Source organism: Silvania confinis (genome assembly GCF_025564085.1).
GTDB lineage: Bacteria > Pseudomonadota > Gammaproteobacteria > Enterobacterales > Enterobacteriaceae > Enterobacter > Enterobacter confinis.
Genome location: NZ_JAMGZJ010000069.1, coordinates 64369 through 78844 on the forward strand (window position 1 = coordinate 64369; position 14476 = coordinate 78844).

The following is a 14476-nucleotide window of genomic DNA, read 5'->3' on the forward strand; positions in this document are numbered from 1 at the left end:
GCTTTACATCTTAGTGTGATTCAGACTCGATTAACGCCATATCGATGACAAAACGGTAAGGCGTATCGAGCGTTTTCAGGGTGTTAAACGCATTGTTAATTTCATCCGGTCGAATAATCCGGCATTCCGGCAGAATGTTCATGCGTGCGCAGAAATCAATGACTTCCTGCGTCTCTGCTATCCCACCGATCATCGATCCGCGGATACTGCGATTGCCAAACATCACACCGTTACCGTTGACCTCCTCCCATTCACCCACTGCACCCACAATGGCCAGCGTACCTTCAACATCCAGCAGACTAATGTACGGATCCATGTCATGTCTGACGGGTACCGTATCGATGATGACATCAAGGCTGTTCGCCATCACAGACATGGCATCCGCATCAGACGACACCAGATAATGATCCACCCCAATGTCGAGTGCCGCTTTACGCTTGGCTTCACCGCGGGAAATCATGGTGACGGTCGCGCCAAGCGCGAGGGCCAGTTTGGCGGCCATATGTCCCAGCCCCCCCATTCCCACCACACCCACGCGACTGCCCGGACCGACTTTCAGGGCCCGAAGTGGCGACCAGGTGGTGATCCCGGCGCAAAGCACAGGTGCTGTGCGGGACAGATCCATACCTTCCGGTACGGTACAGACGAATTCCTCTCTGACCACGATATGACGGGAATACCCTCCCTGGGTCAGAGAACCATCAATCCGATCGTTGCCGGCATAAGTGGGTACCATCCCTTCACGGCAGAATTGTTCCTTTCCTTTTCGGCATTGATCGCAGTGCTGGCAGCTGTCGACCATGCAACCGACAGCACCCGCGTCTCCGACCTTAAATTTCTTAACCGCAGAACCCACTTCGATAACCCGTCCGACAATTTCATGCCCTGGCACCATCGGAAACTGAGCGAAACCCCAGTCATTATCGACCTGATGGAGATCCGAGTGGCAGATACCGCTGTAGAGCACTTCAAGCACCACATCATCCGGGCGCGGAGAGCGACGTTCAAAGGTCCATGGGGTCAGAGGCGTGCCCGCTTTATGTACTGCATACCCTTTCGTTCTCATCTTGTGTGACTCCTTTTAGATCGTTTCGGGGAACCCGCATCACCGGGTTCGCCTGTTTAAAAATGGTGTTGTTCAGTGCCTGGCTTTACGTGCTGTAACCCCTGCCATCAGAGCCGCGAGCAGCAGTACCGCAGCACTGACCGCGAAGGTGCTGCTGTAGCCAGAGGTATCAAATAGCATTCCTCCGACCGTTGAACCGAGCGCAATGAACAGCTGAACAACGGCAACCAGTAAGCCTCCGCCAGCCTCTGTCTCACCCTCCGTGGCATGGGCAACCCAGCTCCACCATCCCACGGGCGCGGCGGTAGCCAGCATGCCCCATAACCCCAACAATATTGTGACGGCGAGAACGCTCTCCCCGGCGGGTATCAGTGCCAGCGCGAGCAATGACATCAGGCTCGGTATAGCAATTAGCGTCCCGTAGAAACGGCGTCTGAGGAAATAGCCAATAACGCTGGTCCCGAAGAAGCCGGCAGCGCCCATCACCAGCAGGATAAGTGACAGCCTGTCCGGGCTGACCCGGGTGACGGTTTCAAGGAATGGACGGACGTAGGTAAACAGAGAAAACTGTCCCATGAAGAAAATCCCGGCCCCCAGCATGCCAAATGCGACTTTTGGGTTCAGCAAAAGTGAAAGCACTTTAAACGTGCCGGCTGGCCGTTTCGCCTTCATGGAAGGCAGACTGATCCACTGCCAGATAAAAGCGACAACGGCGATCGGCACGATGCTGAGAAAAGCACCCCGCCAGCTGGTGACGGATGCCAGGTAGCTCCCCAGCGGAGCCGCGATAACCGTCGCCAGAGCATTACCGCCATTGAAAACGGCCAGCGCCCGGGGCACCTGGCTTACCGGGACCAGGCGGACCGCAATCGCCACGGACATTGACCAGAATCCGCCGACCACAATACCAATCAGCGCACGCCCCACCATGTAAGTGGCGTAATGGGTGGCCAGGCCTACCGTCAGGGCTGAAACGGCCATCAGGACAGTCAGGATCAGCAGCAGTGTCCGGCGATTCATCCTCCCGGCGATCTGGCTGATGGTCAGACTGGTTAATACGGCAAAGATCCCCGAGATGGTGATGCCCTGGCCAGCCAGGCCTTCGGACACGGAAAGGTCTTTTGCGATCTGCGTCAGCAGACTCACAGGCATAAACTCGGAGGCGATCAGTGCAAATACGCACAGCGTCATGGCAAGTACGCCGCTCCAGTTTGCAGGGGTACTGCCTGCCTCGCCGGACAGAGGCGTTACAATTTCACTTTGATTCAGTTGAGATGCCATAACGACGTGTTTCCTGTTAACTCAAAACTATTACTTTTGCTTTGCTCTCAAGCGTGGCTTACAGCTCACTGAGGGTTCTGGCACCGCTGGCGCTGACAACCTTTAGAGCGTTTTGCGCTGCGTGAGCTGTTGCAGAAAAAACAACCAGGACACTCGGCAGAGTCAGCAAAATAATGTCATTTCTCTTCCACTTAGTGTTTAAAGGACCGGGATTCGTCCCAATAGGCATTATTGATAAATGCCAGCCACGTGAGTGATTCAAAACCCGGCCTGGCCAGTTGCATGGTGTTTATTGCTGAGGGGGATAATAAAGGGAGAAGGCCCGCGTGATAACCGAGCGAAAAAGCAATTCATTTATGTGCTAGTGTTATGAATGCTTTGATTACACGCGTAATACCGCCATGCAGAGGTTCTGAGTGTTCAGGAAAGAGGATATCAATCTCCTTTACGTATATATGATGGTTGCCAGAGAAGGTAGCTTCACCCGGGCTGCAGCAAAACTTGGTCAGGCGCAGTCAGGCGTCAGCCGAAGCGTGAGCGAACTGGAGAGTCGACTGGGGATAAAGTTGCTGGCAAGAAGTACGCGTAACGTCACGATGACGCCTGCGGGTGAACAGCTTTTCCAGTCGCTGGAAACGGGATTCGGCAATCTGGAAAACGGCGTGGAAATCATAACCCAGCTGCGTGAAGAACCCCGCGGCACGGTGAGGATTAATGCCAGCCGGCAGGCGATTGAGTTTTTATTGCTGCCCAAACTTATCACTCTGCGGAATGACTATCCGGGTATTGAAGTGGAATTTATCGAGAATAATACGTTTGTCGATATCGTTAAGGAGCGCTACGACGCTGGCGTGCGTTACGGTAACACCGTCGACGACGGGATGATATCCGTCAGGATCGGCCCGAATGTACAGATGGCGGTGGTGGCGTCCCCTGATTTTTTGCAACGCTACGGCCAACCTTCACATCCGAGCAAACTCGTTGACTTCCCCTGCATTGGATACCGTTTGTCTGACGGCTCTTCATGGCCCTGGGAATTTAACGACGGCGATCGTTACATCAAGCATAAACCTCAGGGGGGGTGGCAGTTTAATGATGCCAGCACCATCATCCAGGCGGCGACTCTTGGCTGCGGGCTGGCTTATGAAGCAGAAGATTTAATGCAGGAAGAGCTCAGAACCGGAAAGCTGGTTAAAATCTTCGAGCAGTACTGCATTACGTTTTCTGGATTCCACCTCTACTTTCCCGACCGCAAGGTTTCAAATGCCTTACGCATCATTATCGAGATACTCAAGGTACGGTGAGACACCACCCTCACACCGTCTCACCGTCAAGCACCACCAGCTCGACATCATTTTTTTCAATCATCTGAACAATGTTCTCCGGCGGTGTGCGGTCGGTAATGATGAGGTCGATATCTGACCAGCTGCAGGACTGGTACATCAGCTGATCGTTAAATTTGGTAAAGGAGGTAATACAGATCACTTTTTTAGACTGCTTCGCCATGGCTAATTTTTGCAGCGCATCGAGTTCGGTATTGGTGGTAATACCGGATTCCGACAAGGCGCTGACGCCAATAAACGCCTTATCGGCCTGATAATGGCTTATTTGCTGAAGAGTGACATGACCTAACACCGCATGGGAGAAGTCATCAAAGGTTCCCCCCAATACGGTCACGCCGATCCCTTTTTTGGCGATAACCTCCATCAGCACCTCGACGGAATTGGTAATCACCCGGATATTGGCTGGCAGTTGTCTGGCAAGCGACACCGAGGTGGTACCGGCATCGACAAATACAATCTCGTTTTCGTTGATCAGTTTTGCCGCACAGTCAGTGAGTAACGTCTTGTCCGGGCTGAACTGCTGGCGCTGTAAGAACGGTGACTCGACGCGCTTATCGGCCAGGATCGCCCCCCCGCGAATGCGAAGAATATGCGGGAGTTGAGTCAACTTCACTAAGTCCCGGCGCGCGGAATCAGACGAGATGTGATACGTCTGGCAGATGTAATCCAGCGTGATTTTGCCCTGGCTTTTAATGACCTGTTCTAATTCGATGAGTCTTTCGTCCTGGGTCATTAACATTATCCGCCTCTGTAAGAGCATTAAAATTCAAACAATTATACGTGCAGTGGCCGCAGATGATAACCGCGTTCACGACTAACCCCATACTACCCCTTACCCTCACACAAAACCACTTAATAAAACGCACAATCACTTGCAATACGTTACGCGATCGCGCACATTTAGCTGAATTGCGCGAACAGTAGCGCATATCACTTACGCGTTCAGGATGAGGTAGTCGATGAAATTAGGCATTTTAGGTACCGGCATGATTGTCCAGGATTTACTGACCACCCTCGACAGACTCCCCCTGACGTCGTTCTCGTTGCTGGGAACGCCGCACAGCAAAGAGAAAACAGAAAGCCTTGCCGCGCGCTATAACGCCGCCGCCGTTTTCTATGATTATCAGGAGATGCTCGAAAGCGATGTCGATACGGTTTATGTCGCGCTGCCTAATCATCTGCACTTTAGCTTTGCCAGCAAGGCGCTGGAGCATGGCAAACATGTGATTATCGAGAAGCCGATCACCACCAGCCTGCACGAATTAAGTGCCTTGAAGCGTTTAGCCGCAGAGAATAACTGCATCATGCTTGAGGCGATGAATATTCATTTCCTGCCCGCTTATCAGGCCATTCAGTCCGAACTGGCCAAAATCGGCAGAATAAGGATGGTCAGCTTAAATTACAGCCAGTACTCTTCGCGCTATAACGATTTCCTGCAGGGAATTATCCACCCGGCGTTTGATGCCGAAAAAGCCGGTGGCGCGCTGATGGATCTCAACGTTTATAATATTCACTTTATCTCTGGCCTGTTTGGTCAGCCGGATAACGTTAATTATTACGCCAATATTCAGAATAATATCGATACCAGCGGCGTGTTGGTGGCGGACTTCGGCGACTTTAAATGTGTCTGTATCGGCGCAAAAGATTGTAAAGCACCCACCACATCGCTGATCCAGGGTGAAAAAGGCTCGATCCAGATATCATTCCCCGTCAATCAGATGACCGGTTTCAGCGTGCAGTTAAATAACGGCGATTCCCTCAACGTTAACTTTGACCGTCGGGATCATCGCCTGTACGACGAGTTCCAGGCCTTTATTCGCATCATCGATAACCGTGACCTCGACGAGGCCGCGCGTCTGATGGCGATCACCACCACGGCCAGTGACATTATCCAGCGAAGCAAACAATCAGCTGGCATGGTTGCAGCCGAGCGTTAATCGCTCAGATCAGCGTATCGTCAGTAAAGAAGGCGGGTATCCCTGGGCGATACCCGTTTTTTTTTGCTTGCGGTTCTGCCTGTCTCCCCTCCCCGTTCAGTCAAATTGATCTTTGCAGGCCTGCTCACAAAACGGACAGGTTAAATATCGATCAACATCACGTTAATATCTTCTTAACATATCTACCATTGGTATTACCACTTAAGACCACTGGTGAATCACATGGATATCAAGCGTGAAGTAACGGAAAACTGTAGCGGCCATGACCGTGTTGTTAAATTTTTACGCGATCAGCTGTTAAGCGGATCGCTGAAAGCAGGCGACAGTCTGCTGCCTGAACGTGAACTGTCATTGAAATTAGGCGTGAGCCGTCCGGTACTGCGCGAAGCATTAAGAGCCCTGGCGATGATCGGTGCGGTCGAGATCCGCCACGGGATCGGCACGGTAGTCACCAAGCCGGATGTGTCGCTGTTCGGGGAGTTTTTCACCTTCGTGCTGGCCCATCAGCCGAACGTGGTCGATGACGTCATGCAGGCCCGAATCGCCATTGAACGTCAGGCTATCCGCCTCGCCTGCAGCCGGGGAACGCAAAGTGACTATGATCGCTTAGCGGACTGCCTGCGTGAAATCAGCGACACCATCCATGCCCCGGAAGCCGGGGGTCGCGCAGACTATCGCTTCCACGAAACCATCGTCAGCGCATCAGGTTCACCGACGCTTATCAGCATTTATCAGTCGATCAGTTTGCTGATGCAGCGCTCTCACCTTGACCGCCGGGAACAAATTATCCAGGTCGAAGGCATCGAAGCGTTCCTGATTGATCATCACCGCGCCATTTTTGCCGCCATCGTCGAACGCGACGAAGACCAGGCCGATGAATTACTCAGCCGTCATTTTGAAATTGGTGCCGACTTCCGACGTCGCGCCACCATTCGCATGTTCGACTTCCCAGCCGTTACTCACAGACCCTAAAAGGAAAAGCAGATGCAGATAGTTATTGGCAGCGACCACGCCGGATTCCACCTGAAACAGGAGCTCATTGAGTGGCTTCAGCAAGCGGGCCACCAGATTAACGATGTCGGGAGCTACAACCCGGATCCGGTGGATTTCCCGGATATTGCGTTTGCGGTGTGCGACAAGGTGCGCCAGGGCGAAGGCCAGCGCGGGATCCTGGTATGCGGAACCGGCGTCGGTGCCGTTATCGCTGCGAATAAAATCAAAGGCATTCGCGCGGCCGTCGGGCATGACGTGCATTCCGCACATCAGTCCGTCGAGCACGATGACGTGAATGTGCTGTGCATCGGCGCACAGATTGTCGGCCCGTGGCTGGCACGCGACCTGATTGATGCCTTCCTGCAGGCCACCTTTGTGCAGGATGCAGACTTTGTGCGCCGCGTCGAGAAACTGGCGCAGCTCGAGCAACGTAACTGATTAACCTCAAGGAAAATCACTATGAAGACTTCTACTTCCGGTGTTGTTGGCTTTCTTGGCCTCGGCGTGATGGGCCGCGAGATGGCCCGCAATCTGGCGCAGGCCGGGTACAGCGTCCGTGCGTACGATATTGTCAGCGGTGCCGGAGAGTCATTGCGCCAGTACGGTGTTGACGTGGTTAACGACATCCCCTCTGCGGTCAGCGATGCCGACATTGTTATTTCGATGCTGCCGGACACGCCTCAGGTGGACGAGATTGTGCGCGGCCCGCAGGGACTGCTGTCTCATCCGCCACGCGGAAAACTGTATGTCGATATGAGCACCATTGCCCCCGAAGCCACCCGCAACCTGAGCCAGGCGCTGGCGGCGGTAGGCGTCACCATGCTGGATGCGCCTGTCTCCGGCGGGCCGATTGGCGCCAAAAATGGCACCCTCACCATCATGGTCGGCGGCGAGGCGGCGGGGTTTGCGCAGGCAACACCTTATCTGCAGGCCATGGGCACCACCTTAAATCATGTGGGTGGGTCCGGTGCCGGGCAGACCGTGAAGCTGTGCAACCAGCTGATCTGCGGCATCAACATTCAGGCGATTTGCGAGGCACTGGCGCTGGCGCGGGCCTGGGACATCAATTTGCCACAAATGCGTGAAGTGCTGCTCGGCGGGTCCGCCGCCTCGTGGATGCTCGATAAACTGGGCCCGGCGATGATCGACGGTGACAGCTCCGCCGGTTTCCGCATTGATTTGATGATGAAAGATCTGCGTCTGGTGCTGGAAGCCGCGCAAAAGCATCCCGTTCCTCTTCCGGCAACCGCCCTTGTGGCGACCCAGTACCAGAATGCGCAGGCATACGGTGAAGGCGCGAATGGCAATCAGGCACTGTTTAAAGTCTACGACCGGTTAACCGGGCAGCAGACCGCAAAAGCAAACTAACCGGAGCAAACGTCATGATGCTCGATTTCACAGCAATACTTTCACAATGGCAGCTGATGCTGGACGGGGCGACATTAACCGCCAAACTGGCCTTAGTGACGACGGTGACGGGCTTTCTGATCGGCACCCTGTGTGCCGTGGCTCGCCGCTCTCAATCCAGCGTGTTTTCGAGGATCGCGGCAATCTATGTGGAATCCATTCGCAATACGCCGTTTCTGGTGCAGATCTTCCTGGTCTATTTCGGCCTCTCCAGTATGGGGTTCTCATTCACAGCCTTCACCGTCTCGGTGATTGCCCTGACGATCAATGTCGGTGCTTATACCGCCGAGATCATGCGGGCGGGTTTTGAATCGGTGCATAAGGGGCAGTGGGAAGCCGCCGAAACGCTGGGATTAAGCAAATGGCAGCAATACTGGCACGTGGCCTTACGTCCGGCGATTGAACGTGTTTATCCTGCGCTGACCAGCCAGTTTATTTTATTAATGCTGGCCTCTTCAGTGACCTCGCAAATATCGACGGAAGAGCTGACCGCGACCGCTAACTTTATTCAGTCTGAAACCTACCGTCCTTTTGAAACGTTCGTGATTGTGGCGGGGATCTATATCGCGCTGTCGCTGTTAATGCGCCTGATATTCTGGCTGTTTGGGCTGGCTATTTTCCCTCGCCGTCGTCGGCTTGGCACAATGATTTAGGGAGTGATGACGATGAATATTCCCCTCAATTTCGCGCATATTCAATTTCTGCTCGAAGGCACGTTCTGGACGGTGATCCTGTCCCTGATGGCCTTCGGCGGCGGCGGATTAATGGGCTTTCTGATTGCGCTGGGCCGCATCGCGCCGGTGCGGGCAGTACGTGTGGTCGTTGCCGCCTGGGTCCAGCTTATTCAGGGCACGCCGCTGCTGATTATCATGTTTATGGTCTATTTCGGCTTGCCGCAGCTGGGCCTGTCGATATCGCCGTTACTGGCCGCTGGGGTATCGCTGACGATTTATGCCAGCGCCTATCTGGGCGAGATTTGGCGAGGCTGCATTCAGGCAGTACCCCGCGCCCAGTGGGAGGCGGCGGAATGCCTGGCCCTCTCCGGCGTGCAGCGGATGTTTAAAGTCATCCTGCCGCAGGCCATCAAGCTGGCGACGCCGCCAACGGTCGGGTTTTCGGTGCAGATCATCAAAAACACCTCGCTGGCGTCGGTGGTGGGGTTTGTCGAGCTGGCGCGCGCCGGACAGCTGATCAACAACTCGATTTTTGAGCCGTTTATCATCTATCTCATTGTTGCCACATTGTATTTTTGTCTGTGCTTCCCGGTCTCGGTGTTAAGCCGTCGGCTGGAACGGGGCGCGCCAGAGAAAAAAGTGAAGCCGGTATCCACCGTGAGTCCACGCATCAATTAAGTGCTGAAGGGTAATACTATGTCCATCATTACATTGAAAAATGTGCAAAAAAGCTTTGGCCACAATCCGGTGCTGAAAGACGTCTCTTTTTCCGTTAATCAGGGGCAGGTTGTGGCGCTGATTGGTGCAAGTGGCTCGGGTAAAAGTACGGCGTTGCGCTGCATCGATCGACTGGAAACCATCAACGGCGGCAGCATTGAGGTCTGCGGGCACAAGGTTGAAGACCCGCACGTCAATCTGCGCAAGCTGCGCCAGGACGTCGGGATTGTCTTCCAGAGCTATAACCTGTTTCCCCATCTGACAATTGAACAAAACATCACCCTGGGCCCGGTATCGGTCAAGAAAATGGCGAAAGCCGAAGCCAGAAGACTGGCCCTGTCGGTGCTGGAACAGGTCGGCCTGGCGGATAAAGCCGACAGCTACCCGGAACAGCTGTCGGGCGGACAACAACAGCGCGCGGCCATCGCCCGCTCGCTGGCGATGAAGCCCAAAGTGATGCTGTTTGATGAAGTCACGTCGGCATTGGATCCCAAACTCACCGGCGAAGTATTGCGCGTGATTGAACGGCTGGCGGGAAGTGGCATGACCATGATTATGGTGACCCACGAAATGAACTTTGCCCGTCGGGTCGCCGATAAAATCATCTTTATGCATCAGGGAACCGTCCACGAAAGCGGTACGGTCGAGATCCTGAAAACGCCGGGGACGGCAGCCTTACAGGAATTTATATCCAACGATTTGTGAGTCATTCAACCTGCGAAATATCCCTACCAAGGAGAATAATAATGAGCCCTGCAAAAAAAATCATACTGCTCGCATCGCTGCTGTCCGCTGTCGTCACCCTCCCCGTCTCGGCGAATGCCCTGGAGGAGATCCAAAAACGCGGTGAGATACGCGTTGCCACCGATATGTCTATTCCCCCTTCCGGGATGCTGGATGCAGCCATGAAACCGGTGGGTTCCGATGTGGAAACGGCCCAGCTGTTAGCCAAAGACTGGGGGCTGAAACTGAAATTTATCGAAACGACCGGCCCGACCCGTATCCCGAATTTACAGACCGGCAAGGCCGATATCGTGATTTCCACCCTCTCCGTCACCCCGCAGCGTGCACAGGTGATTGATTTTAGCCGCGCCTACGCGGGCTTACGCTCGGTGATCGGCGCACCGGCGGCCACCAAAATAAGCGACTGGGCGGATCTCAAAGGACGTGCCATTACCGTCACCCGCGGCACGACGCAGGATTCGATGCTCACCAAAGATGCGATGAAAAATGGCGTCACTATTCAGCGCTATGACGACGATGCGACGCTGGTCACGGCGGCAGTGAGTGGTCAGGCTTACGCGGTCGCCACCTCCGCCACGCTGGTGAATCAGATTAAGAAGCAAAATCCCGATCTCGCCTTCGAGCCGAAAATGACGCTGACAGTCTTTGATTTGGCGATTGGTTTGAAAAAGAATGAGCCGGAGCTGAAAGCAAAACTCGACGAGTGGATTGCTGCGAACCTCAAAAACGGCAAGCTGAATGCCATTTACGAGAAATATCACGGCGAGCCTATTCCGGCAGAGATTATTAACCGGCCTTAATCTCTTGATAGTTTCCTGAATTATGGTGAGTGCGTCCCGATGTTTATTCCGCCATAGCGGGAGGTATCTGGACGCACCTGATGTATGCCCGTTAATGGCCCTTAATTATTCCTCAGTAGCGCCGCTTCCATTATTTGCCCCAGCAGCGTCTGCGCCCGCTGTTGTGCTTCGTTCCCGTCCTTTTGCGCGAGCGTAATCCCCAGACTCCCCGCCGCTGGCAGCATGTTCTCTATCACGCGCAAATTACCCGGCATGCCGACAGCCGTGCGCAGCGTGATACCGAGCACCGCCGCCCAGATGCCGCTCAGGCTGTGGCTGACGAACACCACCCGCCAGGCGATGCCCGCGCGGTTTAAGCTGTCGATGGCGTGAGATCGCATCAGACAGGGGGTATCAAACATCACCAGCGGCAAGGGCTCACCCTGTTCCAGCAGCGCGCGAATATTCAGATCCGGGTGCTGGATCCACGCCAGCGGGCACTGCCCGATCAGCCTGCCGCAACGCGGCGCATTTTCAGCCTGCCACAGCAGCACCATATCGAGGGCATTGTCATCAAACGCGCTCAGCAGCGGCTGATTGCGATCCACCCGGGCAATAATCCGCATCCCGGGATGATGGCGTTTGAATTCACCGAGAATGCCCGGCATCAGCGACTCGCCAAAATCTTCCTGCAGGCCGATGCGGATCTCCTCCTGTAACAGCTCGCCTTTTAGCGTGCGCTGCACCTCATCATTTAGCGCCAGCATGCGGCGGGCATAGCCCATTACGATCTCGCCGTTGCGGGTCAACGCCAGATGGCGGCCCTGCTTCACCACCAGCTCGGTTTCGCACTGTTGTTCCAGCTTTTTCAACTGCGCGCTGACCGCCGATGTTGAACGGCACAGGCGGCTGGCCGCCAGAGCAAAACTGCCGCATTCGATGCCGGTGACAAAACTGCGCAGAGCGTCGAGGTCGAGCGTCGGAGGGAGTTTAATCATTTTCGTCCTGAAATGCGGGATGGTTGGCCGCAGATAATTTGATTTTCAGGATCATCATATGCCGCCAGAATCGTTTTACTGTCAACACGGAGAAAACATGATGGCGAAATCACTCAATATTGAATCCCTGACCCGCCTCGCCCCAAAGCTGGCCGAGCTGAGTCAGGAGGTGCTGTTCAATGATATCTGGCAGCGTGACGCGCTCTGCCCGCGCGATCGCAGCCTGGTCACGCTGGGCGCGCTGACGGCGCTGGGACGCCTCCAGCAGTTACCCTGGCATATCGGGTTCGCGCAGCAAAATGGTCTGACCAAAGCAGAGATAACTGAAGCCTTCACCCATCTGGCGTTCTACGCTGGCTGGCCTGCGGCAGTGTCGGCCCTCGCCTGTCTGGATGAGGAGTAACGCCGATGCCCTTCACCCGTATCATCCTGCGTCAGGACTACAGCGACGCACAGATAACGCAGATTTCCGACATCCTGCAGCAGAGTTTAGAGGCGGAATTCGCCGTCCCCGAGGGCGATCGTTTTCAGATTTTCGAGGCGCTTCCTGCGGGCCAGCGCGTGTTCGACCGTCACTATAAAAGCGGCGGGCGCAGCGAGAATTTTATGCAGTTTCACATTCTGGCAGGCAAACCGCGCACGCATGAGCAGAAGCAAAACCTCTGCCGCATGCTGTGCGAGCGGCTGGAGGACACGCTGGATATTCACCCGGATGACGTGATGGTGATTATCCAGTTCAACACCGCCGATGACTGGAGTTTCAGCAACGGGCGGATGATGTCCGGGGAGTCATGACCGCGCTAAGACGCAGATAAAAAACCCGCGTCGCGCAGTATTCGCTGTGCGTCCTGTGACTGTAAAAACGTGGCCAGAGGCTGCGCCCTGGCGGTGAGCTGCGCAAAAGCGTAGTGCGCTCGCGGGTTAACGGGTTCGGGAATATCGATAATCGTTAAGCCCGCCACCTGCCGCAGCCTGTTGGCATAGCTGGCGTAGCCGATAAACATCTCCGCCTGCCCGCTGTGAATGATCCACTCCGCCGCCAGGACTCCAGCAGGAACCGCCGCCGAGTGATGCCCGCCGACCAGCGCTAACGCGCGTTTTCGCACACTTTCCCCCGCCTCGCCCATCCGGGTAAACAGTTCCTGCGTATAGTCGCCGGACGGATCGCATCCCGGCGTAGAGGTTGCCAGCCGAAGGTCGGCGCGCATCAGCAACGCGCGCCAGTCGTCACCATCGCGCAGCCTGTCGCTGCGGAGAGTCAGACACAGTTTATTGCTGGCAAACGATGCCACGGCCAGCGCCCGCCCGGTCGCCAGCAGCGCCTGCGGGTGCGCGAGATTTGCCGAGGCAAACAGATCGCAGGATTGCCCTGCTTCTATTTGCTCGCGCAAGATCCCCGCCGGGCCAAACTGGGTGTTGACCGGTTCGGGGAAGTGCGCCATCAGCTGCGGCCAGACTCCCCGCAGGCTACCCGCAGCCAGCACGCGCATCAGTCGATGCCCTGATAGCTGGTGCGATAGAACCGCTGGTACCAGTCGTTCGCCACTTTATGCATATCCACATCCTGGAACTTTTCAGGGTACAGTTTTTTCGCCATCCACAGTTCACCGATCCCCATCGCTTCCGGCATCGGGTAGCCCCAGGCTTTGGCGTAGTCCGGCATCAGGTAGACACGCTGGTTTTTCACCGCCTCAATCACCTGCCAGGGCGCAGAGCCTTTGATTTCGGTGACCACGGAAGGATAGCGATCCTGCACGAAGACAACCTGCGGGTTCCAGGCAGTCACTTGCTCCATCGCCACCGTTTTGAACCCCTGAATAGTTGCCGCGGCAACATTGAGTGCGCCCGCATGCGCCATCATCAGGCCGGTGTATTTTCCTGAACCGTAGGTGGTCAGTTCCGGGTTCGCCATATAGGCGCGAATACGGTTTTCTTTGGGGATGTCTTTCAGGCGATCGCTGACCATTTTGCGGCCTTCGAAGGTCGCGTCGTTCAGCGCTTTCGCTTCCTGCGGTTTATTGATGATGTCGCCAATCAGCGTAATCCCTTCGCGCAGACCCTGATCGTAGGCTTTTTCTTCATCGGCGAGGGTCGGGTTCATTTTCGCTTTCTCGCCCGCAGGGTCATGGCGCAGTGAGATAGCCACCACCGGGATCCCCAGGCTGCTGATCTTGTCGATCATCTCCTGCGGCGCATAGTTAGTGACAAAGACCACCTGCGGATGCAGGGCGACCAGCTTTTCCGGATCGACATGGGTCAGATCGCCGAGCGTCGCTTTCTGGTTCAGTTCCGGCGCCAGGCGAACGTACCCCTCGCCAAGCTGTTGCTTCCAGTTCGCCAGAATACCGACAATTTTATCGCTGGCGTTCATTTGCACCAGCAGGTTCAGGGTCTGATGCTGCAGCACCACCACCCGGTTGACTTCATCCGGGATCGTCACCTGGCGACCAATCTGATCGGTTATCTGACGTGATGCTTCTGCCGTTAACGGGATAACCATCGCTAAACTCAACGCCACGCCTTGCCAAAATTTTTGC

17 protein-coding genes are annotated in these 14476 nt (G+C 55.2%); 11 read left to right on the plus strand and 6 right to left on the minus strand.

Annotated features, from left to right (window positions below; genetic code table 11):
• Nucleotides 1-10 precede the first annotated feature (10 nt).
• On the minus strand, nt 11-1066 hold the full coding sequence (locus M8013_RS05410) for an NAD(P)-dependent alcohol dehydrogenase (RefSeq protein ID WP_271266783.1): 1056 nt from the start codon (nt 1064-1066) through the stop codon (nt 11-13).
• Between the two features lie 72 nt (nt 1067-1138).
• Complete coding sequence (locus tag M8013_RS05415; RefSeq protein ID WP_271266784.1) at nt 1139-2347, minus strand: MFS transporter; 1209 nt, start codon at nt 2345-2347, stop codon at nt 1139-1141.
• Between the two features lie 416 nt (nt 2348-2763).
• On the opposite strand from M8013_RS05415, the gene M8013_RS05420 reads away from it, so the two are divergent.
• Nucleotides 2764-3651: a LysR family transcriptional regulator gene (locus M8013_RS05420; protein WP_271266785.1), complete on the plus strand. Its 888-nt coding sequence runs from the start codon at nt 2764-2766 to the stop codon at nt 3649-3651.
• Between the two features lie 10 nt (nt 3652-3661).
• Here M8013_RS05420 and M8013_RS05425 read toward each other — a convergent pair whose 3' ends face one another.
• Nucleotides 3662-4423: a DeoR/GlpR family DNA-binding transcription regulator gene (locus M8013_RS05425; protein ID WP_271266786.1), complete on the minus strand. Its 762-nt coding sequence runs from the start codon at nt 4421-4423 to the stop codon at nt 3662-3664.
• 226 nt (nt 4424-4649) lie between these two features.
• On the opposite strand from M8013_RS05425, the gene M8013_RS05430 reads away from it, so the two are divergent.
• From M8013_RS05430 to M8013_RS05465, 8 genes are all read left to right on the plus strand, one after another.
• A complete protein-coding gene (locus M8013_RS05430; RefSeq protein ID WP_271266787.1) occupies nt 4650-5627 on the plus strand; it encodes a Gfo/Idh/MocA family protein in 978 nt (325 codons plus the stop codon).
• Between the two features lie 222 nt (nt 5628-5849).
• Complete coding sequence (locus M8013_RS05435; protein WP_271266788.1) at nt 5850-6599, plus strand: FadR/GntR family transcriptional regulator; 750 nt, start codon at nt 5850-5852, stop codon at nt 6597-6599.
• A gap of 12 nt (nt 6600-6611) precedes the next feature.
• Nucleotides 6612-7058: a ribose 5-phosphate isomerase B gene (gene rpiB, locus M8013_RS05440; protein ID WP_271266789.1), complete on the plus strand. Its 447-nt coding sequence runs from the start codon at nt 6612-6614 to the stop codon at nt 7056-7058.
• A gap of 21 nt (nt 7059-7079) precedes the next feature.
• Nucleotides 7080-7988: an NAD(P)-dependent oxidoreductase gene (locus tag M8013_RS05445; protein WP_271266790.1), complete on the plus strand. Its 909-nt coding sequence runs from the start codon at nt 7080-7082 to the stop codon at nt 7986-7988.
• Between the two features lie 14 nt (nt 7989-8002).
• Nucleotides 8003-8680 carry an amino acid ABC transporter permease gene (locus tag M8013_RS05450; protein WP_271266791.1) on the plus strand — a complete coding sequence of 226 codons (678 nt, stop codon included), beginning with the start codon at nt 8003-8005 and terminating at the stop codon, nt 8678-8680.
• A 12-nt stretch (nt 8681-8692) separates the two neighbouring features.
• On the plus strand, nt 8693-9379 hold the full coding sequence (locus tag M8013_RS05455; protein ID WP_271266792.1) for an amino acid ABC transporter permease: 687 nt from the start codon (nt 8693-8695) through the stop codon (nt 9377-9379).
• Nucleotides 9380-9397: 18 nt separating this feature from the next.
• A complete protein-coding gene (locus tag M8013_RS05460) occupies nt 9398-10123 on the plus strand; it encodes an amino acid ABC transporter ATP-binding protein (RefSeq protein ID WP_271266793.1) in 726 nt (241 codons plus the stop codon).
• Between the two features lie 41 nt (nt 10124-10164).
• Nucleotides 10165-10962 (plus strand): transporter substrate-binding domain-containing protein, encoded by a 798-nt coding sequence (locus M8013_RS05465; RefSeq protein WP_271266794.1) that lies wholly within the window; start codon nt 10165-10167, stop codon nt 10960-10962.
• 101 nt (nt 10963-11063) lie between these two features.
• On the opposite strand, the gene M8013_RS05470 is transcribed toward M8013_RS05465, so the two are convergent.
• Nucleotides 11064-11939, minus strand: a complete 876-nt coding sequence (locus M8013_RS05470; protein ID WP_271266795.1) for a LysR substrate-binding domain-containing protein — start codon at nt 11937-11939, stop codon at nt 11064-11066.
• 100 nt (nt 11940-12039) lie between these two features.
• Here M8013_RS05470 and M8013_RS05475 point away from each other — a divergent pair, with 100 nt between their 5' ends.
• Nucleotides 12040-12342 carry a carboxymuconolactone decarboxylase family protein gene (locus tag M8013_RS05475; protein WP_271266879.1) on the plus strand — a complete coding sequence of 101 codons (303 nt, stop codon included), beginning with the start codon at nt 12040-12042 and terminating at the stop codon, nt 12340-12342.
• A 5-nt stretch (nt 12343-12347) separates the two neighbouring features.
• Nucleotides 12348-12734 (plus strand): tautomerase family protein, encoded by a 387-nt coding sequence (locus tag M8013_RS05480; protein ID WP_271266796.1) that lies wholly within the window; start codon nt 12348-12350, stop codon nt 12732-12734.
• Between the two features lie 5 nt (nt 12735-12739).
• Here the strand turns inward: M8013_RS05480 and M8013_RS05485 are convergent, their stop codons facing one another.
• On the minus strand, nt 12740-13429 hold the full coding sequence (locus M8013_RS05485) for a molybdate ABC transporter substrate-binding protein (protein WP_271266797.1): 690 nt from the start codon (nt 13427-13429) through the stop codon (nt 12740-12742).
• On the minus strand, nt 13429-14439 hold the full coding sequence (locus tag M8013_RS05490; protein ID WP_418939525.1) for an ABC transporter substrate-binding protein: 1011 nt from the start codon (nt 14437-14439) through the stop codon (nt 13429-13431). The genes M8013_RS05485 and M8013_RS05490 overlap by 1 nt, the downstream gene beginning before the upstream one ends.
• Nucleotides 14440-14476: the final 37 nt, after the last annotated feature.